Consider the following 21300-nt stretch of genomic DNA (forward strand, 5'->3'; position numbering starts at 1 on the left):
CGGCCAGCATCAGCTTTCAAAAATGGTTCCGGCATTGGCCGCCCGCGCCCGGTCGCGAGCGAGCGTGGCGATCGCCGTATCCTGCACGCCGGTGCCGGTGAGGTCGGCAATGGTGATATCGCTGGGTGAGCGCCTTCCGTGCCGTTCGCCGGCGATGATCTGGCCGAGTTCGGTGACCGCGGCATCGGCTCCCATCACGCCCGATGCGATGGCGTGATGCAGTTCTCCCAGACGCCGTGTCTGCTTGGCGCTGTCGGCGACATAGAGATCGGCCATGCGCAGGATCGCCGGCGCGATCTCGTTCTTGTGTTCGGCATCCGAGCCCATGGCGGTGATGTGCTGCCCGGCAACGACAAAGCCGGCCTTGATCAGCGGCTCGGTCGACGGCGTGGTGGTGACGATGATGTCGGCGCCGATGGTTGCTTTGGCTGCATCCGGCTCGGCGCGCACGAGAATGCCGAGCTTTTCGCGCAGCGCGCCTGCGGCCGTCTGCGCCTTGACCGCATCGCGCGCCCAGATACGTGCCTCGGCGATCGGCCGCACCAACATGAGTGCTTCGAGTTGCAGCCCGGCTTGCACGCCGGCGCCGAAGATTGCGGCGACGGACGAATCCGGCCGCGACAGATGCTTCGCCGCGACGGCGCCGGCAGCAGCGGTGCGGACATCTGTGAGATAGCCATTGTCCAGCAGCAGCGCCTCGACCACACCGGTTCTTGCCGAGAGCAACACCATCATGCCGCCCCCGCTGGGCAGACCGAGCTTCGGATTATCGAAGAAGCCGGAGCTTATCTTGACGGCGAAACCGTCTATTCCAGGCACATAGGCGGACTTCACATCCACCTCGCCGCGCTGCTCGTGAATGTCCAACCGCAGAATCGGCGGCATCGCCACCGGCAATGTGGCGAGCGCGCGGAAAGCGTTTTCGACGCAGGCGACCGCGTCGAGATCGAGCGTCACGATTGTGCGCAGTTCCTTCTCGGTGAGGATCGTCATCCGGCTCATGCGACGCGCTCCGCGAAGGCGCGCACTGCGAAGGATAGTGTTCCGTCACCCCCCCCTCTGGCCTGCCGGCCATCTCCCCCGCAAGGGGGGAGATTGGACTGCACTCCTGCCTTCGCCAATCTCCAGCGCAGCAAGAACAGCGACCGCATCGAAGCTGCCGATCTCCCCCCTTGCGGGGGAGATGTCCGGCAGGACAGAGGGGGGTGGGCGGGAATTCGGCGTGGGAGAGTTTTCATGCCGCGCGCTCCGCGATTGCGTCACCCCAGACGATCTTGCGATGCGTGTTCATGTCGATATTGCGGCCCGAGAGAAGAACGACCACCGGCCCGGTCGCCTTGACCTTCCCGGCAAGCAGCGCGGCGATGCCGACCGCGCCGGCGCCTTCGACGATCTCGCGCTCCTGTTCATAGGCATGGCGGATGCCGGCGGCGATCTCGTCCTCGCTGAGCAGGATGACGTCGTCGAGCAGATCGCGGCACATGGCGAAGGTCAGCCGGTTGCCGAGACCGATGCCGCCGCCGAGCGAATCCGCCAGCGTCGGCAGTTCTTCCACCTCGACCGGGCGACCGGCATCCAGGCTCGCCTTCATCGCAGCACCACGCGCCATCGAAACGCCGATGATTTTTGTCCCGGGGCTGACGCCCTTGACGGCGGCGGCGATGCCCGAGGCGAGTCCACCACCGGAGAGTTGCACCAGGACGAGAGCGGCATCCGGGACCTGCTCGATCATCTCCAGTCCGAGCGTGCCTTGCCCTGCGATGATGGCCGGGTGGTCGAAGGGCGGCAGCATCACCAGTCCCTCCTGCGCCACCAGCCGTTCGACCTCCTGCTGCGCCTCGTCCTGACTGTTGCCGATGATGCGGACATCCGCGCCAAGCCGACGGATTTCGTCGAGCTTGTTGCCCGGCACCAGTCGCGACATGCAGATCACCGCACGCATGCCTTCGAGCTTCGCGGCATGGGCCAGCGCACGGCCATGATTGCCGGTCGACGCCGCGACCACGCCGCGCGCCTTCTCCTCGGCGCTCAGCGAAGCAATGGCATTCGAGGCGCCGCGCAGCTTGAAGCTGCCGGTGGTCTGGCGGTGTTCAAGCTTGAGGTGGACGGGGATGCCCAGTCGTTCGGAAAGGCTGTGAGATAACCCTGTCGGCGTGCGTTCGATTTTGCCGGCAATTCGCTCCCGGGCGGCACGAATATCGTTAAGGGTGACTGTCGTCATGATCGTCAATCGCGCGGCAAAGGCAGCGTCATCAGACGGCCAAATTCGGGATGCGACGTCCCGTCGCCACACAACCGCAAACAATTCCAGGCGCTGGCCTGATTGCTGGTGACGACCGGGCGGTCGATCGCCTGTTCCATCCCGGGAACCGCGAGCGCTCCGCGCAATGCGGTGCAGGACACGAACAGTGCATCGGCCTGCGCATTCGTCGCCTCACGAGCCAGGTCGGCGATCGCTGCCGGCGCAATGCGCGCCATCTCGCGATCGTCCTCGAAGCCGAGGCAGGTGAAGCTGACGATCTCAAAGCCGCGCTCGGCGAAATACGTCGCCATCGGTCTGGAGGTTTCTACGGTGTAAGGGGTGAGGATGCTGATCTTCTTGGCACCCAGCGCCTTCAGCCCGCGCACGCCTGCCATGGGCGGCGTGACCACAGGAACACCCGGCTTGGCAGACTGGATCGCCGCCTCGATCTCGGCGTCGCCAATCACCACCGAGGCCGAGGTGCAGGAGTAGCAGATCGCGTCGAGCGGCTCGTCTGGCAGGATCAGCGCGGCGCCCGCCGCCAGCTCCGGCTGCATCTTGCGAAGGTTTTCCGGCGTCGTCGGATTCTTGTAGGGAATGCGCGCGACATAGACGCCGATGCGCTCGCTCGCCACCATGCGGCGGAAATCCGGTTCGCTGGTGTGGTCGGTGGCAAGGATGATCAGGCCGACGCGCTTTTCCAGCGGGCGCGCATCGAGCGCCGGCCTTGTCGGCATCAGCCTGATTTCGGGCAGCGGTTTCATCTTGAGAATTACCTTTCGATCTTGCCGTAGCGATGTTCCAGCCAGCGCAGCAGCACGACCGAGAAGAGGCTGATGACGAGGAAGAAAGCGCCGACCAGCGTGATCGGCTCAATGTAGCGATAGTAGGTGTTGGCGACGCTCTTTGCCTGGTTCATCAGCTCCAGCACGGTGATTGCCGATAGCAGCGGTGTCTCCTTGAACATCGCGATGAAATAATTGGCCAGCGCCGGGATCATCGGTGGGATCGCTTGCGGAATGATGATGTTGGTCCAGGTCTGCGTGGCGCTCAGATTGCAGGCCTTGGCCGCCTCCCACTGGCCGCGCGGCACGTTGTCGATGCCGGCGCGATAGACTTCCGCCGTGTAGGTGCCGTAGTGCAGGCCGAGCCCGATGACGCCAGCGACCAGCGGCGGCAACAGGATGCCGAAATCCGGCAGCACGTAGAAGATGAAATAGAGCTGCACCAGAAGCGGCGTGCCGCGGATGAATTCGGCCGCCCAACCAACGGTGCGCGACAGCGCCTTGTTGGGCGAGCGTCGTGCTAGCGCGATGCCCAGACCCACGACAGCGGCCAGCACGGAGCCGAGCAGCGTTGCCAGGATGGTGATCTTCACGCCCTGGATCAGCGTCGGCAGGATCTCCCAAACGAAGTTCCAATCCCAATCCATCAGACGCGCACCCCGTCGAGGCCGCGCGCCATGCGGCGTTCCAATGAACGCACGCCCCAGGAGATGATCAGCGCCAGGGCGAAATAGATGATCAGGATGGTGGTGAACGGCGCCAGCGTGTTGCCGGTCTGCGAGCGCACGACCTGCGCCTGAAAGGTGAGATCGGCGAGCGAGATCAGCGACACCACGGAGGTCGCCTTGAGCAGTTCGATGGCATTGTTGCCGAAGGTCGGCAGCATGACCAGCAGCGCCTGCGGCAGGATGACATGGCGCATGCCTTGCCAGCGGCCGAGGTTGAGCGCGATGCAGGCCTCATATTGTTCGCGGCCGACCGACTGGATGGCGCCGCGTACCACCTCGGCCGCATAGGCGCCGACATTGAGGCCCAGCGCCAGCACACCCGCCTGCAGCGGGGTCAGTTCGAGGCCGATCAACGGCAACACGAAATAGGCAAAAAACAGCTGCACGAAGATCGAGGTGCCGCGGAAGAATTCTATATAGGCGGTGGCCAGCCAGCGCAGCGCAAAGAAGCGCGACACGCGGCCCATGCCGGCGAGGAAGGCCATGATCAGGGCGAGCACCGACCCCATCAGCGTCAGCTCGATGGTGACAAGCGCTCCCTGCAATATCAGGCCAAGGTAGCCGGACCACTGGGTCATTCGGGTTCCAACGGTTGGGTTCTAGCTCCTTCTCCCCGTACACTGGGAGAAGGTGCCGGCAGGCAGATGAGGGGCAGCGCTAAATTCTCAGAACCTGGCGCCGCCCATCATCCGGCCCCTCGGGCCACCTTCTCCCCGTGAACAGGGAGAAGGCAAAAACGGCGCTATTTCGCCGCGCAGAGCTTGTCCCGCGTGGTCGACATCGCGGCTGCGGCCGAGAAGCCGTAGGGCTCGATGATCTTGGCGAACTCGCCGGATTTCTTCAGCTTGGCGAGCTCGACATCGAAGGCATCGCGCAGGGCCTCATCGCCTTTCTTGAAGGCGGCGCCGTCGCAATAGACCGGCGCGCCGACCACCGGGGCGATGACTTCGAGGTTCGGATCGTTGGCTTTCTTGACGAGGTCGTTGATCGACAGGACGGGAAGGGAATAGGCATCGATGCGACCGTCCTGCAGCATCTTCAGGCCGCTCTGGCCGTCCGGCACGACGATGACGCGCTCGCGCGGCACGCCGGCGTTGAGCGCCAGCTTCTCCTCGGTGCCGCCACCGGGCGCGCCAATGGTGGCCGACGTATCCTTGGCGACGTCCTCGTAGCTCTTGAAGCCCTTCGGATTGCCCTTCTTCACCAGCATCGCCTCGGCGTCGCACAGCACCGGCTCGGAATAGACGACCGCCGCGCAACGCTCCGGCTTCATGAACAGGCCGGCGGTGACGACGTCGAAGCGGCCGGCCTGCAGGCCGGGGATCATCGCGCCATATTCGGAGATCGAAGCGACGATGTCGGCAACACCGAGACGCTTGAAGACCTCGCGCGCCACGTCGGGCGCCGCACCCGAAACCTTGCCGTCGGCGGCGACCGCCGTATAGGGCGGCTCGTTGGCGATCGCGACGCGGGCAAAGCCCTGCGCCTTCAATTGCTCGAGCTTGCTGTCATCGGCCGAACCGGTGCTCGACGCGGCGAGCACCGCCGTCAGTGCGAGACCGGCGACGCCGGCCAGAATGCCAAGTTTCTTCATTGTTCCCAACTCCTTTGTTGTCTTCTTGGTTTTGTCTGGGGCGGTCTTCCGCCCCGCAAAGCGGTCAGACACGATGTCCGGCCGCGATGATCTTCTTCAGGAAGCCTTGCGTGCGCTCCTGCTTTGGATGGCGGAAAATCTCGTCTGGTTTGCCCTCTTCGACGATCTTGCCGCGGTCGAAGAACAGCACGCGGTCGGCGAAGTCGTGGGCAAAGCCCATCTCGTGGGTGACCAGCAGCATGGTCATGTCGGTCTCTGCGGCGAGCTTGCGCATGACATTCATCACCTCCTCGACCAGCTCCGGATCGAGGGCCGACGTCACCTCGTCGAACAGCATGATCTTCGGCGACAATGCCAGCGCACGGGCAATCGCCACGCGCTGCTTCTGGCCGCCGGACAGCTGCGCCGGCATCGACTTCGCCTTGTCAGCCATGCCGACCATGTCGAGCAGTTCCATGGCCCGCTTTTCAGCGGCGGCGCGAGGCGTGCCCTTGGTCAGCATCGGCGCCAGCGTGACGTTATCCATGACGCATTTGTGCGGAAACAGATTGAACAGCTGGAAGACCATGCCGATCTTCTGCCGCATCTTGGTCAGGTGCCGCTCGTCGGCGGGCAGCAGCTGGCCGTTGCGCTCCATGTGGTAGAGCTGCTCGCCATCGATCTGGATATGGCCGCCGTCGATCTTCTCCAGCGTCATCAGGATGCGCAGGATCGTCGTCTTGCCCGAGCCGGACGGGCCGATCAGCGCCAGCTTCTCGCCGGGCATGACCTGCATCGACAGGCCGTCCAGCACCTTGAACGAGCCGAAGCTCTTCGAAATGGCGTCGACCTTGATGATGGGTGCGGACAAATGAATTTCCCCTGCTGGAGAAGCCTGTGCCCTTAACGATGCGGAACGCGCAAAATCATGTCAATTGGGAAAATAAAATCATGACAATATTTCCGGCGCTGCATGATTCCAGAGCAATTCCCGCTTAGATTGCGAGCAGCAGATGCTCCGGATCGCCAAGCAGCAACTTGGTGACAACGCCGAGGCCGGCGCGCAGTTCCCCCTCGGTGGTCGAGCCGAGCGAGATGCGCACCGCCGGATGCCAGGGCGCATCCGAGATGCGGAAGGAGGTGCCGGGCGCGATCGCCACGCCTTGCAGGCGGGCCTGGGCGACGAAGCTTTCCTCGGCACGGTCCGCGGGCAGTTGCAACCAGACATGCAGCCCGTCGCGCCTGGCGCGATAACCAACCCCGCCCAGCACCTCGGCTGCGATGTCCTGGCGGCGGCGCAATGCCGCGCGCTGCCAGCGAACGAGTTCCATCGCCGTGCCGTCGGTCACCCATTTGGTGGCGATCTCGGCCACCAGCGGCGTCGCCATCCAGTTCGACACCAGATGCCGGTTGGCAACGGCGGCGACATAGCGGTCGGGCGCCGCGAGATAGCCGATGCGCAGGCCAGGTACGGTGATCTTGGTGAAGGAAGTGACGTAGAGCGTGCGCTCCGGCGCAAAGGCGGCGACCGGCGGCGGCCGGTCCTCGACCAGCGGACCCAGCACATCGTTCTCGATGATGGCGATGTCGTGCTTGCGCGCGACCGCGGCGATCTCTTCGCGCCGCCGAGCGTCCATCAGCGTCGCCGTCGGGTTGATCACCGACGGTTGCACGAATACCGCGCGAATGTCGGTGAGCCGGCAGACCTCGTCCAACGCCTCCGGGATCAGGCCATTGCCGTCGATCGGCAGGCCTTCCAGGTTGAAGCCGAGATAGCGCGCCAGCGGCACCAGCGTGTGGTGGCCGATAGCCTCGGTGGCGACAGTCGATCCCGGCGGCGCAACGCTCATCAACGCCACGGTCATCCCGGCGGTCGCGCCATTGGTCAGGCTGATATTCTGTGCGGAGACGTCGAGCCCACACAGTTTCAGCCATTCGACAGCCACAGCGCGGTGACGCGGGAACACCATGTTGGGCCGGAACGACAACGCCGAACTGGACGGCAGGTTTTCGGCCAGCCAGCCCAGCGCCTGCTTCAGCCGCTCCAGATGCATCGGCTCGCAGACCGGCTTCAGGATCGATAGGTCGATGACCTCGCCGAGGCGCTCCGGCAGATAGGGCGGCTCCGGTTCACGGCGCTGCGTCTGGACAAAGCTGCCGCGGCCGATCTCGCCCGAAATCAGGCCGCGCCGGATCAGTTCTTCGTAGGCGCGGCTGACCGTCTGCACCGACAGTTTCAGATCGTCTGCCAGCCTTCGATGCGTCGGCAGCCGCGCGCCGTTGGCCAGCCGCCCGTCATGAATGGCGCGGGCGAACTGGTCGGCCAGCGTTTGATAGGCTGGCCGGCGGATGAGCGCAGGGTCGGGTTGCCATAATGTCATGACTTAATAGAGATCGAAATCAGTGCAATTGACAATCGAAATAATGCGCCGTCATGGTGATGCCGACAAAAAGCGGACGCCGATGACATCAAAACTCGACGCGGTCGACCTCAGGATACTCGACGCCATCCAGCGCGACGGGCGCATCACCAAGCTGGCGCTGGCCGAACAGGTCGGGCTGTCGCCGACGCCGTGCTGGATGCGGCTGCGCAAGCTGGAGAAGGCCGGCATCGTCTCGGGCTACCACGCCAGGATCGCCATGCGCGTGGTGGCGCCGGTCGCCACCGTGCTGATGGAGGTGACGCTGGCCAGCCATCGCCAGGCCGATTTCGACCGCTTCGAACGCGTCATCCGCGACATCCCCGAAATCGTCGCCTGCTGGTCGGTGGGCGGCGGCGTCGACTATGTGGTCAAGGTGATGACGCGCGACATCGACGCCTATCAGCGGCTGGTCGACGGCCTGCTGCAGCGCGAGATCGGCATCGACCGCTACTTCACCTACATCGTCACCAAGACGGTGAAGGACGAAATCGTGCTGCCGATAGCCGACCTGTTGCCGGCGTCGGCATAAGCCCGGAGAGAATGTCTGTCGGGACGGCACAATAGAGAGAGTCTCTCTCCTTCAGGGCGTCGAAACAGCCTCTCTGTCTGCTTCTGGCCGATAGTCTTCCCGCATCAGTCCGAACCGGGAGGCCTCGACCATGTCCGCGAATTTCGCCCGCTCGCATCGCCACGAAGCGCTCGACCGCCTCGCCGACCGCCGGCTGCTGCGCGAGCTCGCCTATGTCGACGGTCACTGGACGGCAAGCGGAGCGGCGAAGAGTTTCGAGGTTACCGATCCGGCGACCGGCACCACTGTCGCATTTGTCGCGGCGCTCGATGCCGGGCAGACGACCAAAGCAATCGACGCCGCCGCACGTGCCTTTCCGGCTTGGCGTTCGTTGCTGCCGCAGGAGCGGTCCAAAATTCTGCGAAAATGGTTCGAGCTGATCATTGCAGCCAAGGATGATCTGGCCCTGCTGATGACACTGGAACAGGGCAAGCCGCTGCAGGAATCGCTCGGCGAAATCGACTACGCCGCCTCCTTCGTCGAATGGTATGCCGAAGAGGCAAAGCGCCCTAACGCCGAGAGCGTCACCAGCCATCTGCCGAATGCCGAGATGATGGTGAGGCGCGAGCCGCTCGGCGTTGTCGGCGTCGTCACGCCCTGGAATTTTCCGGCGGCGATGCTGACCCGCAAGGCGGCCGCCGCACTCGCCGCCGGCTGCACCATCGTCGCACACCCATCCTCGGAGACGCCGCTGTCGGCGCTGGCGCTGGCTGAACTCGGCGAGCGCGCCGGCCTGCCCGCCGGTGTCTTCAACGTCATCACCGGCAAGGCAGCGACGATCGTCGGGCGCATGTGCGAAGACCCGCGCGTCCGCGCCATGAGTTTTACCGGCTCGACGGAGATCGGCCGGTTGATCGCCGCACAGTGTGCTCCGACGATGAAGCGGCTGGTGATGGAGCTTGGCGGCCATGCGCCGCTGATCGTCTTTGCCGACGCCGATGTCGACAACGCAGTGAGCATTGCCATCGATGCCAAGTTTGCAACGTCAGGCCAGGACTGCCTTGCCGCCAACCGCATCTATGTCCAGCGCCCGATCTACGATCGCTTCTGCGCCGCCTTTGCCGAGCGCATCGAGGCGCTGCGGACCGGCAATGGGCTTGTCGACAAGATCGATATCGGACCGCTGATGCATGAGCGCGCCGTGACCAAGGTCGAGGAACAGGTCGCCGATGCCGTCGCCCATGGCGCGCGCTGCCTCACCGGCGGCAAGCGGCATCAGGCCGGGCCGCTGTTCTACCAGCCGACGTTGCTGGCCGATGTCAGCGACGAAGCGCTGATCATGCGCGAGGAAACCTTTGGGCCGGTCGCCGCAGTCACGCCGTTCGACAGTGAGGACGAGGTGATCGCCCGTGCCAACGCCACAGAATATGGCCTCGTCGCCTATGTCGTTACCGAGAATGGCGCCCGCCAGCAACGTATGGGCCGCGCGCTCGACTACGGCATGGTCGCCATCAACCGCGTCAAGATCACCGGAGCGCCGATCCCCTTCGGCGGCGTCAAGCAATCCGGCATCGGCCGCGAAGGCTCGCGCCACGGGCTCGAAGCTTTCGCCGATCTGAAGTACCTCTGTCTGGACGTCGCATAGTCCGTCCGGCCATCTCTCAAGGAGTAAAAAAAATGCTCGACCAGTCCAACGAACTCAACGCCTGGGATCGCGACCACTTCTTCCATCCCTCGACCCATATGGGCACTCATGCGCGGGGTGAATCGCCGACCCGCATCATGGCCGGCGGCGAGGGCGTCACGGTATGGGACAACAATGGCAGGAAGAGCATCGACGCCTTCGCCGGACTCTATTGCGTCAATGTCGGCTATGGCCGCCAAAAGATCGCGGATGCCATCGCCACCCAGGCGAAGAACCTCGCCTACTATCATGCCTATGTCGGCCACGGCACCGAGGCCTCGATCACGCTGGCCAAGATGATCATCGACCGCGCGCCGAAGGGCATGAGCAGGGTCTATTTCGGGCTCTCCGGTTCGGACGCCAACGAAACCAACATCAAGCTGATCTGGTACTACAACAACGTGCTTGGGCGGCCGGAGAAGAAGAAGATCATCTCGCGCTGGCGCGGCTATCACGGTTCGGGCGTGATGACGGGATCACTGACCGGGCTCGACCTGTTCCACAACGCCTTCGACCTGCCGCGCGCGCCGGTCCTGCACACCGAAGCGCCCTACTATTTCCGCCGCGCCGACCGCTCGATGAGCGAGGAGCAGTTCTCGCAGCATTGCGCCGACAAGCTTGAAGAGATGATCCTGGCCGAAGGTCCCGAAACAGTCGCCGCCTTCATCGGCGAGCCGATCCTCGGTACTGGCGGCATCGTGCCGCCGCCGGCCGGCTACTGGGAGAAAATCCAGGCGGTGCTGAAGAAATATGACGTGCTGCTGGTCGCCGACGAGGTGGTGACGGGCTTCGGCCGTCTGGGCACCATGTTCGGCTCCGACCATTACGGCATCAAGCCGGACCTGATCACCATCGCCAAGGGCCTGACCTCGGCCTATGCACCGCTGTCGGGCGTCATCGTTGCCGACAAGGTGTGGCAGGTGCTGGTGCAGGGCTCCGACAAGCTCGGTTCGCTCGGCCATGGCTGGACCTATGCGGCGCACCCGATCTGCGTTGCCGCCGGCGTCGCCAATCTCGAACTGATCGACGAGATGGACCTGGTGACAAATGCCGCGAGACCGGCGCCTATTTCCGCGCCGAACTCGCCAAGGCTGTCGGCGGCCACAGACACGTCGGCGACGTGCGCGGCGACGGCATGCTGGCGGCGGTCGAGTTCGTCGCCGACAAGGACGACCGTGTGTTCTTCGATGCTTCGCTCAAGATCGGGCCGCAGGTGGCGACAGCACTTGCCGCCAGCGGTGTCATCGGCCGCGCCATGCCGCAGGGCGACATCCTTGGCTTCGCGCCGCCGCTCTGCCTGACGCGTGAGGAAGCCGACATCGTCGTTTCGAAAACCGCCGATGCCGTCAACAGCGTGTTTTCCAATCTCTGAGATCGACCATGAATGCCATGACCAAGACCCTCCCCGCCACCATGGCCGCCGTGCTGCTCACCGGGCATGGCGGACCGGAAAAGCTCGTCTATCGCAGCGATGTGAAAGTGCCTGTGCCTGCCGCCGGCGAGGTGCTGGTCAAGGTCAGCGCTTGCGGTATGAACAACACCGATGTCTGGGTACGCCAGGGCGCCTATGGCACGGAGGAGGACGCTGCCGCCGTGTCGACGTGGCGGCGGCAAGGCAACACGCTTACCTTCCCGCGCATCCAGGGCACCGACACGGTCGGCACCATCGCTGCCGTCGGCGAAGGCGTTTCCCCGGGCCGTATCGGCGAACGGGTAATGGTCGATTTTTCGATCTACAACCGCGACGACGATTCCCTCGCCGACATCGACTATATGGGCCACGGTCGCGACGGCGGGTACGCCGAGTACCAGATGGTGCCGGGCGAGAATGCGCATGTCATCGATACTGACATGAGCGACGTCGAACTCGCCACCTTCTGCTGCGCCTACCTCACCGGCGAACAGATGTTGGAGCGCGCCGGGCTGCAAGCCGGCGAACGCGTGCTGGTCACCGGCGCCTCGGGCGGCGTCGGTTCCGGCATCGTGCAGCTGGCGCGGGCGCGCGGCGCCGTTCCCTACGCCGTCGTCGGCAAGGGCAAGGAGCAGGCGGTGCGCGACATCGGCGCCGAAGCGGTTATTACCCGTGGGGTTGCCGATCTTCCCGCCGCCGTGAATGAAGCCACTGGCGGCCAGCCGATCGATGTGGTCGCCGATCTCGTCGGCGGCGCGATCTTCAACGACCTGCTGCGCATCCTGCGACCTGAAGGCCGCTACACCACCGCCGGCGCCATCGCCGGCCCGGTCGTGCAGCTCGATCTCAGGACCATGTATCTCAAGCAGCTGCAACTGCATGGCTCAAGCCAGGGCACCCGCGCCGACTTTCGCCGCATCGTCGGTTATATCGAGGCGAAGAAGATCCGACCGCTGGTCGGCGGCGTCTACAGGCTCTCCGATTTTCACAAGGCGCAGGCAGACTTTATTGCCAAGGACTTCGTCGGCAAGCTGGTGATCGTGCCGGACGCCATGTGGAACCCGAATATCCGCCCATAACGCCCCTACGTCAGAGCGCGTCGTAAACGGCATCATCAATACCTTGCGTCGTGGATCGATGTCGTCGAAACCCAGCATGCGGTTGGTGACGTAGCCGAATCCGATGCTGGCGCCGGGATCGGCAAAACCGAGGGCGCCGCCCCAGCCGCCATCGCAGCGACGCGCGGCTGGCATAGGCGGCGTCCTCGAGCTGAAAGCCGGCGGCGAATTGCCGGCGCTTGAGACATAGCGCGCATGAGGCGAACCGAAATCATCGCAACGAATGCAAGCCACAGGCCGGCAACCAGACCATCTTGACAGACGAGGGCCAAAAGAGTGAAACCGGTTTCACTGGGGACCGCCGGTGCATTTCGATCTGTCCATTCTGCTCCCGCATCTGGGTTTTCTGGCGCGCGGCGCCGAACAAACGGCGGCGGCTTGCGCGCTGTCGCTGGTGGGAAGCGTCGTCATGGGCGCGTTGGTGGCGATCGCACGCACCTCCGCCTCGGCACTGCTTCGACGGATCGCCTTCGTCTATGTCGATCTCTTCCGCAATGTGCCGTTCATCGTCCAGCTGTTCTTCTTCTATTACGGCCTGCCCGAGCTCGGCATTTACATCGATGCCTTCACCACTGGCGTCGTGGCGCTTTCCATTGCCGGCGGCGCCTATGCCTCCGACATCATTCGCGCCGGCATCCTCGCCATAGACCAAGGCATCATCGACGCCGCTGAAGTGAGCGGCCTGTCCAGGCGCAAGATCTTCACCCGCATCGTGCTGCCGATTGCGTTGCGCACCTCCGTGCGACCGCTCGGATCCGTGCTCATCAACATGATCCTTACGTCCTCGATCCTCTCTACCATCACGCTCAACGAGCTCACCGGCTCAGCCCAGATCGTCGTCTCGCAGACCTATCGGCCCTTCGAGGTCTATGTGGTGCTGCTTTGCGCCTACGCGGCCCTGACCTATCTGGTCTCGCTGGGCGTCACCCTGCTCCACCGCCATCTCAATCGGGACATGATGGAGGCGGTCGACTGATGCGGTTCAGCGACTTCACCTCCTACGACCTGATCCTGCTGGCGCAAGGTCTCGGCACCAACATCGCGCTGTTTCTCGTCACCTCTCTGATCGGACTGCTGATTGGCCTGAGCTGGGCGTTGGTGCGGTTCTACCGTGTGCCGGTTCTGGCCCAGGTCGTCACCTTCCTGTCGGAGCTGTTGAAGAACTCGCCGGTGTTGGTGCAGCTGTTCCTGGTGTTCTTCGGCCTGCCGGCGCTGTTGCATATAAGGGTGACGCCGGTCACCGCAGCGACCATCACTCTGTCGGCGAACACCGCGGCATTCGTCTATGTCATCGCGGTCTCGGCGATCGAGTCGATCGAACGCGAGCAGGTCGAGGCCGCGCGTGTCTTCGGCCTGAGCCGGTGGCAGGTCCTGCGCCATATCGTTTCGCCCCAGGCTGCCGCCTTCGCGGTCGGCCCGCTCGTCGCGCTGCTGGTCAACCAGCTTCAGGTGACGTCGCTGATTTCTGTCATCGGCGTCGTCGACCTGACCAAGATTGGCCACATCCTCAACATGCGAACCTTGAAGCCGTTCGTGGTCTGGACCGTCGTCGGGCTGCTCTACTATGGCGCGGCAAAGCTGGTCGCCCTGCTTGGCGAGCGTCTTGAAAACCGCCTGCGGGCGCACAGCGCCTGGCGGGGGCTTTAACATGCTCAAGATCGAAAACGTGCACAAAGCGTTCGGCGAGGTCACTGTGCTGGACGGCGTCGACCTGACGATCGCGCCCGGCGAAGTGGTCTCGATCCTCGGGTCGTCGGGGTCCGGCAAGTCGACACTGATCCGTTGCATCAACGGCCTCGAAAAGCTGAAGTCGGGCCGCATCACGGTCGACGATTTCGATGTCAGCAAGCCGAAGGAGCTGGCCGAGGCGCGCAAGCGCTCAGGCACCGTCTTCCAGCTGTTCAACCTCTATCCGCATATGAGCGCGCTTCAGAACATTACGCTCGCCCCGATCGAGGTGCTGAAGATGCCGCGCCCTGAGGCCGAGGCGCTGGCGCGCAAGCTGCTCGAGTCCGTCGGCCTCGCCGATCGGGCCAACGCCTACCCGGCGCAGTTGTCGGGCGGGCAGCGCCAGCGTGTCGGCATCTGCCGGGCGCTCGCCATGCAGCCGCGCTATCTGCTGCTCGATGAAGTGACCAGCGCGCTCGACCCGGAAATGACTTCCGAGGTGCTGGCCATCCTGGCAAAGCTCGCCGCGCAAGGCACGACGATGCTGTTCGTCACCCACGAGATCGAATTCGCGCGCGAGATTTCCAACCGCATCGTCTTCCTCGACAAGGGCAGGCTGGTGGTCGATCTGCCGACGGATCGTTTCTTCGCCGCGGACGGCGGCCGGGCGCAGCCGCGGGTTGCGCAATTTCTCTCCAGGATGCGCAAGGACTAGGAATGCTGCTGTTAGCCAACAACGAAGCATGGCCGGGATTCGAGACCTCGGTGCAAATGCTGCGCGATGGCGCCGTCAGCCTGGACGCGATGGTTGCCGGCATCGGCATGGTGGAGAAAGAGGTCAAGGTTCGCAGCGTCGGTTATGGCGGCTGGCCGAACATGCTGGGCGAGATGGAGTTCGACGCCGGCGTCATGGACGGCAATACACGAGAGGTCGGTTCAGTCGGGGCTGTGCCAAGGACCTTGGCCGTCGCCGCCTTGGCGCAGCAGGTAATGAAGCGCCTGCCGCATGTGATGCTGACCGGCGAAGGGGCGCGGCGCTTTGCCAGCGAAATCGGTTTTGCCGAAGACGAAGTCTTGTTCGAGGACTCTAAGCGCGTCTGGTGGGAGCGGCTGCAACAGGAACTCACACCGCAACAGCTGGCGAAATTCCCCGATATCGATCTGGCGCCGCTCAGCCGTACTATCACCGATCCCGAGCGCGTCCGCGACACCACCGTCTTCCTGTCGGCGGATGCGCGGCGCGGCATCCATGCCGCGACTTCGACCTCGGGCTGGGCCTGGAAATATCCGGGCCGGCTCGGCGATTCTCCCATTCCCGGCGCAGGTTTTTACGCCGACAGCCGCTATGGTGCGGCGGCGTGCACCCATACCGGCGAGATGACGATGCGCTGCACGACCGCGCGGACCGTCGTGCTGGCCATGAAGCTTGGCCGATCCTTGTCGGATGCGGTCGCGCTGGCGGTCGAGGAACTGGCTGAACTCGACACCGGCTTCCTGGCCGGAGTGGTCATCCACGCCGTCGACGCCGAGCAGAACCACGAGGTGGTGAATTTCAGATGCGAGGGCAAGGTCCGCTATTGGCTCTGGAAGGATTCCATGTCCGCACCCGAATTGCGGGCGGCAAGACGCGTCACTTGAAAATAAGGAGAGGAACCATGAAAACCGTACTGCGTGCCTTCGCCGCGCTGGCCATCGTGGCCGGTTCGGCATTTCCGGCCCTTGCCGGCATGATTGACGACATCCGCTCACGCGGCACCATTCGCATCGGCGTATCGCTCGGCGGCGAGCCGATCGGCTTTCGCGATGCACAAAACAACCCTGTCGGCTTCGATGTCGATGTCGCGACGCTGCTGGCGCAAAAGCTCGGGGTGCCGGTCGAGTTCGTCGACGTCTCGGGCGATGCCCGTATTTCCATGCTGGTGTCGGGACAGATCGATGTCGCGGTCGCAAACACCTCGGCAACGCTCGAGCGGGCCAAGACCGTCAACTTCACCATCCCCTACAACCGGGCCGGGCTGCGCGTCATCGTCCAGAAGGATGCCGGGATAACCGACCTCAAGGGGCTCGCCGGCAAGAAGGTTGTCGTCGGCCGCGGCACCACGGGCGAAACCTTCCTCAAGGCAGCCGTGCCGGACGCAGAGCTCGTCTATGTCGACCAGTTCGCGCCCGACGGGGTTCTGCAGCTGCAACAGAAGCGCGTCGATGCGGCGATCGAGGATTCCTCGCTGCTCGATTACCTCGCGACCAAGACACCGAGCCTGGTGACGCTGCCGGGCCTCTATTCCAACGATCCGATCGGCATCGCGGTCGCCAAGGGCGATCCCGAATTCGTCCGCTGGCTCGACATGTTCGTGTCCGACTTCATCCAGTCGGGCACCTATGAGACGACCTACAAGAAGTGGTGGGGGCCGGACTCCAACCCGCCGGCGCTCAACCCGCTGTGGTGACACCCACTACCGGTAACCGATCGGCGCACACTCGAGGCGCCGTCGCAACGATCGCCGATGTCGCGCGGCTGGCAGGCGTGTCGCGTGCCGCGGCCAGCCGTGCGCTGTCGAGCGGACCGCGACCGGTCTCGGCGGACAAACGCGAACGTGTCGTGCAGGCCGCCGCGCAGCTCGGCTACAAACCCAATCTCCTGGCGCAAAGCCTGACCACCAAGACCGTCAATCTGGTTGCCGTCGTGGTCAACCACATTCACGACCTTTCAGATCTCGACCTGTTCGACCGGCTGCTCGACGCAATCCAGTCGATCGGCAAGCAGGTCATCCTCATCCGCATCGGCTCGGCGGATGGGGTCGAGGATTTTCTGCGCAACGGCGTTGCCTATCATGTCGATGCCGCCGTGGTGTTCTCCGACTTTGCCGATGCAGCGACGGTGCGGCGCATGTTTCGCTCGGACCTGGTCATCATGCTGAACGGACTGCATGACGATCTGTCACCCACCGTCATTCCCGATGAAGGCGTCGGCATCGCCGAGGCCGTGGCGGATGCGGCGGCCAAGCGCGTGCGCACGGCCAGCCTGCTGACCGGCCGTTCGTCCTCGCGCGTCGAACAGCTGCGCATCGGCCACTACCTCGGAGCGTTCCGGCATCATGGAATTGAACTGCTGCAGACGATCCAGGGAGACTATTCCTACGAGTCGGGTCATGCGGCGGCAGTCGGCCTGACGGAACGCGGCTGTCCAGATGCGGTCTTTTGTACGTCCGACGCGATGGCCATGGGTGTTCTGGATGTCTGCCGGGCGGATTTCCCCGACAACCGGCCCAGCCGCTTCCGCCTCTATGGCTTCGACAATGTGTCCCTGACCAATTTCGGCGCCTACCCGATATCGTCAATCGGCTACGACAAATCAGACTATGTGGGTCATATCGTTGGCGCCCTCTCCGATCCGCAGGTCTTGATGCCCGGCCAGCCGCCTGTCGTTATATTGACCCGGCTGATTTCGCGCTTGACCGCGTAACTAGCGCCGATGTTGGACTGCTTGTCCGGCGTCGATCTCCCAGAGATCGAACGGAGATCGCGCCGGACAATGTACCGGCGCCTACTGCAATTTCGCCTGCAGCGCGTTGACGTCGTCGGTTGTCATTTCACCGTCCGTCGTCACCTTGCCGTCGACGATCTTCCACAACCGGAACGGGCCGGTGATGTCGCCATATTTGTCGAAGCTGACCGGACCGATGACGCCTTCATAGCGGATCGGCTTGCCGTCCTTGATCAGGCCGAGCGCCTTGGCGAATTCGTCCTTGCCTGCAAAGATCGGTGTGCCGGTCGGATCGACCGCCTTGTACATGGCATCCTTGATCTTGGCTGGATCCTCGGAGCCGGCAATGGCAATGGCGAGGCCGACAATGGCGCCGGCATCATAGGAACGGTCGGCTGCCGGGTTCGACGGCTCGATACCCGAAAACTCCTTGTAGTTTTTGAGGAAGTAGTCGGTGGAGGCCGTCGGGCTGGTGCCGGAAGAGGTGCCATAAGCATCCTTCAGATAATCGGCGCCGACGGATTCGATGAAGTCCGGGCTGTTCATGCCGTCATTGAGCAGGAATTTTTGCACGCCGCCCTGCGAGATCCAGGTGCGGGCAACCGTTGCGCCGTCGACCGGCGTGCTGACGAGGTAGAGCCCGTCCGGTTCGCCTCCCATCGCCGCCGTGACCTCCGAGGCATAGCTCGACTGCTTTTCATTGTAGGGCGTGTCGGAGACGATGGTGCCGCCGAGCGCTTTGTAGGCGCGCGAGAATTCCGCCACCATGTTGACGCCGAAGTCGTTGTTGACGTGGATGATCGACAGTTTCTTAAAACCCTTGTCGATGGCGTATTTGGCGGCGGCCACGCCTTGCAGCGCATCCGACGTGATGGTGCGGAAGAAGATGCCGTTGGTCTTGCCATCGCGGCCAAGGGCGGTCAGCGTCGGCGAGGATGAAGCCGGCGACACCTGCACGATCTTGGCCGGCCCGGTGACCGAGGTCAAAATCGGGATCGACACGGAGGAGATGATGCCGCCGATGATCACCGGCACCTTCTTGACCTGTACCAGCTGGGTCGCGGCATCGACCGCGATATTGCCCTGGCTCTGGCTGTCGCGCGTGTCGGTTGCGAGATCGCAGCCGCGTACGCCACCGGCTTCATTGATGTCGCGGAAGGCCATTTCGACGGACTTCGCGCCGGCCTGGCCGTATTCGCCGGCCGGACCGGTGAGCTCCATGACCAGGCCGACGGTGATCTTGCAGTCCGCTGCGTGTGCGGCGCCGGCCATCGTCACGAGAGCCAGTGCTGTGGTGATTTGAAGTATCGTCTTCTTCATTGCCGTTCCCCTTTTCTTGTTTGAACTTTTGCCTGTTCAGCCTTCCGGCGCCTGCAGCCAGGTCTCATGCAGATGCCGCCATTCGATGCCGTTTGGTGCCGATGAACTGGTGGTGAAGACCGCACTGGACTGCCGGCGACTGTGTTTGCCGGCGCGCAGTTGCGCCTCGATGTAGAAGATGACGATCGTGTCCGCGTCCTGCCAACCCGGCCTGATGTCCTCGATCGATATGGCAAAACCGTCGTCGCAAGTGGCGCGGCTTGTCCGGACATGATCTACGACCGCGTCGCGATCGAGGATCTGGCCATTCGGCGCCACCATGGTGAGGCCTTCGCCCATGACAGCCTCGAAGCGGCCGAACTCCACAGCGTCGGCTCGCGCGGCGACAAACCAGTCGACGAAGAAGCGATGCAGGTCGATGATTTCAGCGCTGGCACGCGAAAAAAGGGAAGGCTCTCCGCTCATTTCTTCCCCGCATTGAGGTTGTAATGCATGATCGAGCCGTGGCGGCCATGACGGTCGCGCTCCAGCGCGTAGACATCGCCCGCGAGGCCGGTGCCTTGTGCGATGGCGGCAGCAATCCGCGTGCGATCGTCGGCGTCGAGCGCGACGTCCATGATTTTCGTATTGGCCAGCGCATGTGCCTGGTTGCGCGCACCCACAATGACGGCCGCGACCTGCGGCTGCTCGAGCACCCATGCCGAGGCGATGGTGGCGATGTCGACGCCGTGGCGATCGCCGACCCCTTTCAGCGCCTTGAGCAGGGACTGGAACAGCTCCCAGCCGCCGAAGTCGTCGATGATCAGCTTGTATTTGACCAGCGAGCGGTTTTCGAGCGGCGTGGAGGGCTCGGCCACGCCAAGCCATTTGTCGCTGAGGAAGCCCCCCGCCACCGAGCCGTAGCAGAGGAAGCGGACACCATTCTTAGCGGCAAGGCCCGCAAGGCTGTTTGCCGGCCGCTGGTCGAGCACTGAATATTGCAGTTGCTGGCTGACCACCGGGATGCCCGCGGAGAGGATTTCGGCGAGCCTCGGCGTATCGAAATTGGTGGTGCCGAGATTGCGCACCTTGCCTTCCAGCCGAAGCTCGTCGAGCCAACCCATCGCCTCTACGTAACGAGGCTGGTCATAATCCCACCAGTGAAACTGCACGAGATCGATCCGCTCCGTCTTCAGCCTGCGAAGCGACTGATCGACGATGCCCCTGATGTAGTCGCGGCTGATGCTTGCCAGTCGTTCGAGGTCCGGCACCAGCTTGGTGTGCACCTTCATCCTGGCCGCGACATCGAGACCGCGATCGCGCGCCAGCCGCAGGCGCGCGGCGCCGATCAGTTCCTCGACGCCGGTGTAGATGTCGGCGCAGTCATAGGTCCAGATGCCGGCATCGAAAGTGGCGATGAGGTCGGTCACCGCCTGGCTGCGGTCGACGGCGCCATGGCCACCGGCGAGCTGCCAGCCGCCGCGGATGACGCGCGAGATCGTATAGCCGGGGCTGAGTTCGATCGGCCTGGCGCTCATCTTTTGTCGGTCTCCTTCGGCAGCGGCACCGCTGTGGTTTCGGCATGGCTGAACCGCCGCTTGGCAAGCCTGACAATGCGGAGCCGGCTGGCGCAATTGGGATCGGGACAGGCGATCTCGGCATCCGAGGTCATCCAGTCATTTGCATGCGTCGGGCGCTGCTTTGCTGCGAGAAGCGGCAACACGGCGGAGATCGAATAGATCGAAAAACCCTGCCCCGCCGGCAGCGACAGCATTTCGCCCTTCAGTTCGAAATAGTCGCCGGCCCTGGCGCCGCAATAGACCGGCTTGCCTTCGGGAATGACCGCCTCGACGCGCAGATCGAAGAGCTCGAAACTGTCGTCGGCCATTCAGGCCTCCACCAGGCTGAAGGTGATGTCGCAGGCGCCGTTGCGGCGGATGACGCCGCAGGCGGTGGCGAACTGATCGCGCTCTTCGGCGCGGACCTGCGCCACCACGCTGCCGGCCAGCCAGCCGATCGGGAACAGCAGCCGCGCCCCCTGCCCGTAGTACAGGCCGATATCGAAGATGGCATTGGGATTGCCGCCCCACACGCGTGGCGGCACATAGGACAGCACGATATCGCCGGGCTGCGGCGTCAGCGTTGCATTCTCCGGTGGCAAAGACTGGGCATAGGCCTGGCCGTGGAGATCGGCTGACGGAACCGGGCACGAGATTTCCGGTCCTGTCCACATCGCATGGATGCCTGGGATGATGCGTGGCTGCGCCAGATACGCCAGCAGGAAGGCGGCATTCTCCGGCGCCTTTTCGGGCAATAGCAGCGCCGTCACGGAAAGCTTCGAGCGTGGTTCTGTGATGCTGATGGCGGGCTTGGTCAT

22 protein-coding genes and 1 pseudogene are annotated in these 21300 nt (G+C 63.9%); 10 read left to right on the forward strand and 13 right to left on the reverse strand.

Going from position 1 to position 21300, the window contains the following annotated elements:
- Positions 1-9 precede the first annotated feature (9 nt).
- From NKI10_RS11495 to ehuR, 8 genes are all read right to left on the reverse strand, one after another.
- Positions 10-1002 carry a cyclodeaminase gene (locus NKI10_RS11495; RefSeq protein ID WP_023704765.1) on the reverse strand — a complete coding sequence of 331 codons (993 nt, stop codon included), beginning with the start codon at positions 1000-1002 and terminating at the stop codon, positions 10-12.
- 232 nt (positions 1003-1234) lie between these two features.
- Positions 1235-2221 (reverse strand): hydroxyectoine utilization dehydratase EutB, encoded by a 987-nt coding sequence (gene eutB / locus NKI10_RS11500; RefSeq protein WP_023749754.1) that lies wholly within the window; start codon positions 2219-2221, stop codon positions 1235-1237.
- Positions 2222-2226: 5 nt separating this feature from the next.
- Complete coding sequence (gene eutA, locus NKI10_RS11505; RefSeq protein WP_023682672.1) at positions 2227-3006, reverse strand: ectoine utilization protein EutA; 780 nt, start codon at positions 3004-3006, stop codon at positions 2227-2229.
- Positions 3007-3014: 8 nt separating this feature from the next.
- Positions 3015-3674, reverse strand: a complete 660-nt coding sequence (gene ehuD, locus NKI10_RS11510; protein WP_023709687.1) for an ectoine/hydroxyectoine ABC transporter permease subunit EhuD — start codon at positions 3672-3674, stop codon at positions 3015-3017.
- Entirely contained in the window at positions 3674-4333 is a 660-nt protein-coding gene (gene ehuC / locus NKI10_RS11515; RefSeq protein WP_023667875.1) for an ectoine/hydroxyectoine ABC transporter permease subunit EhuC, read from the reverse strand. Before ehuC ends, ehuD begins: the two co-directional genes overlap by 1 nt.
- 164 nt (positions 4334-4497) lie before the next feature.
- The gene (gene ehuB / locus NKI10_RS11520) at positions 4498-5349 is read right to left on the reverse strand and encodes an ectoine/hydroxyectoine ABC transporter substrate-binding protein EhuB (protein WP_023682674.1); all 852 of its coding nucleotides are present in this window, start codon (positions 5347-5349) and stop codon (positions 4498-4500) included.
- 64 nt (positions 5350-5413) lie between these two features.
- Entirely contained in the window at positions 5414-6199 is a 786-nt protein-coding gene (ehuA, locus tag NKI10_RS11525) for an ectoine/hydroxyectoine ABC transporter ATP-binding protein EhuA (RefSeq protein WP_023729201.1), read from the reverse strand.
- Between the two features lie 124 nt (positions 6200-6323).
- Positions 6324-7709: a MocR-like ectoine utilization transcription factor EhuR gene (ehuR, locus tag NKI10_RS11530; RefSeq protein WP_352859953.1), complete on the reverse strand. Its 1386-nt coding sequence runs from the start codon at positions 7707-7709 to the stop codon at positions 6324-6326.
- A gap of 82 nt (positions 7710-7791) precedes the next feature.
- Here ehuR and NKI10_RS11535 point away from each other — a divergent pair, with 82 nt between their 5' ends.
- From NKI10_RS11535 to NKI10_RS11580, 10 genes and pseudogenes are all read left to right on the forward strand, one after another.
- Positions 7792-8280 carry an Lrp/AsnC family transcriptional regulator gene (locus tag NKI10_RS11535; RefSeq protein WP_352446747.1) on the forward strand — a complete coding sequence of 163 codons (489 nt, stop codon included), beginning with the start codon at positions 7792-7794 and terminating at the stop codon, positions 8278-8280.
- Positions 8281-8410: 130 nt separating this feature from the next.
- Positions 8411-9904, forward strand: a complete 1494-nt coding sequence (locus NKI10_RS11540) for an NAD-dependent succinate-semialdehyde dehydrogenase (protein ID WP_352859956.1) — start codon at positions 8411-8413, stop codon at positions 9902-9904.
- Between the two features lie 32 nt (positions 9905-9936).
- Positions 9937-11315 (forward strand): annotated as a pseudogene (locus tag NKI10_RS11545) (aspartate aminotransferase family protein).
- 8 nt (positions 11316-11323) lie between these two features.
- Positions 11324-12433 (forward strand): alcohol dehydrogenase family protein, encoded by a 1110-nt coding sequence (locus NKI10_RS11550; RefSeq protein WP_352859958.1) that lies wholly within the window; start codon positions 11324-11326, stop codon positions 12431-12433.
- Positions 12434-12776: 343 nt separating this feature from the next.
- Positions 12777-13448 (forward strand): amino acid ABC transporter permease, encoded by a 672-nt coding sequence (locus tag NKI10_RS11555; protein ID WP_352859960.1) that lies wholly within the window; start codon positions 12777-12779, stop codon positions 13446-13448.
- On the forward strand, positions 13448-14119 hold the full coding sequence (locus tag NKI10_RS11560; protein WP_352859961.1) for an amino acid ABC transporter permease: 672 nt from the start codon (positions 13448-13450) through the stop codon (positions 14117-14119). Before NKI10_RS11555 ends, NKI10_RS11560 begins: the two co-directional genes overlap by 1 nt.
- Before the next feature lies 1 nt (position 14120).
- The gene (locus tag NKI10_RS11565) at positions 14121-14855 is read left to right on the forward strand and encodes an amino acid ABC transporter ATP-binding protein (protein WP_023710015.1); all 735 of its coding nucleotides are present in this window, start codon (positions 14121-14123) and stop codon (positions 14853-14855) included.
- A 2-nt stretch (positions 14856-14857) separates the two neighbouring features.
- Positions 14858-15778, forward strand: coding sequence for an isoaspartyl peptidase/L-asparaginase (locus NKI10_RS11570; RefSeq protein WP_352859963.1), 921 nt, complete (start codon positions 14858-14860; stop codon positions 15776-15778).
- 17 nt (positions 15779-15795) lie between these two features.
- Positions 15796-16587: a transporter substrate-binding domain-containing protein gene (locus NKI10_RS11575; RefSeq protein WP_352859965.1), complete on the forward strand. Its 792-nt coding sequence runs from the start codon at positions 15796-15798 to the stop codon at positions 16585-16587.
- Complete coding sequence (locus NKI10_RS11580; protein WP_352859967.1) at positions 16581-17603, forward strand: LacI family DNA-binding transcriptional regulator; 1023 nt, start codon at positions 16581-16583, stop codon at positions 17601-17603. The genes NKI10_RS11575 and NKI10_RS11580 overlap by 7 nt, the downstream gene beginning before the upstream one ends.
- A gap of 81 nt (positions 17604-17684) precedes the next feature.
- Here the strand turns inward: NKI10_RS11580 and NKI10_RS11585 are convergent, their stop codons facing one another.
- From NKI10_RS11585 to NKI10_RS11605, 5 genes are read right to left on the reverse strand one after another with little or no spacing between them, the layout of a single operon-like run.
- Positions 17685-18944, reverse strand: coding sequence for an ABC transporter substrate-binding protein (locus NKI10_RS11585; RefSeq protein ID WP_023751816.1), 1260 nt, complete (start codon positions 18942-18944; stop codon positions 17685-17687).
- Between the two features lie 36 nt (positions 18945-18980).
- Positions 18981-19409, reverse strand: a complete 429-nt coding sequence (locus NKI10_RS11590; protein WP_352859969.1) for a hypothetical protein — start codon at positions 19407-19409, stop codon at positions 18981-18983.
- The gene (locus tag NKI10_RS11595; RefSeq protein ID WP_352859971.1) at positions 19406-20461 is read right to left on the reverse strand and encodes an aldo/keto reductase; all 1056 of its coding nucleotides are present in this window, start codon (positions 20459-20461) and stop codon (positions 19406-19408) included. Before NKI10_RS11595 ends, NKI10_RS11590 begins: the two co-directional genes overlap by 4 nt.
- On the reverse strand, positions 20458-20811 hold the full coding sequence (locus tag NKI10_RS11600) for a TIGR04076 family protein (protein WP_023732249.1): 354 nt from the start codon (positions 20809-20811) through the stop codon (positions 20458-20460). The genes NKI10_RS11595 and NKI10_RS11600 overlap by 4 nt, the downstream gene beginning before the upstream one ends.
- Positions 20812-21300, reverse strand: coding sequence for a DUF3830 family protein (locus tag NKI10_RS11605; protein ID WP_352859973.1), 489 nt, complete (start codon positions 21298-21300; stop codon positions 20812-20814).

The sequence above is a fragment of the Mesorhizobium sp. M0802 genome (assembly GCF_040320115.1).
Lineage (GTDB): Bacteria > Pseudomonadota > Alphaproteobacteria > Rhizobiales > Rhizobiaceae > Mesorhizobium.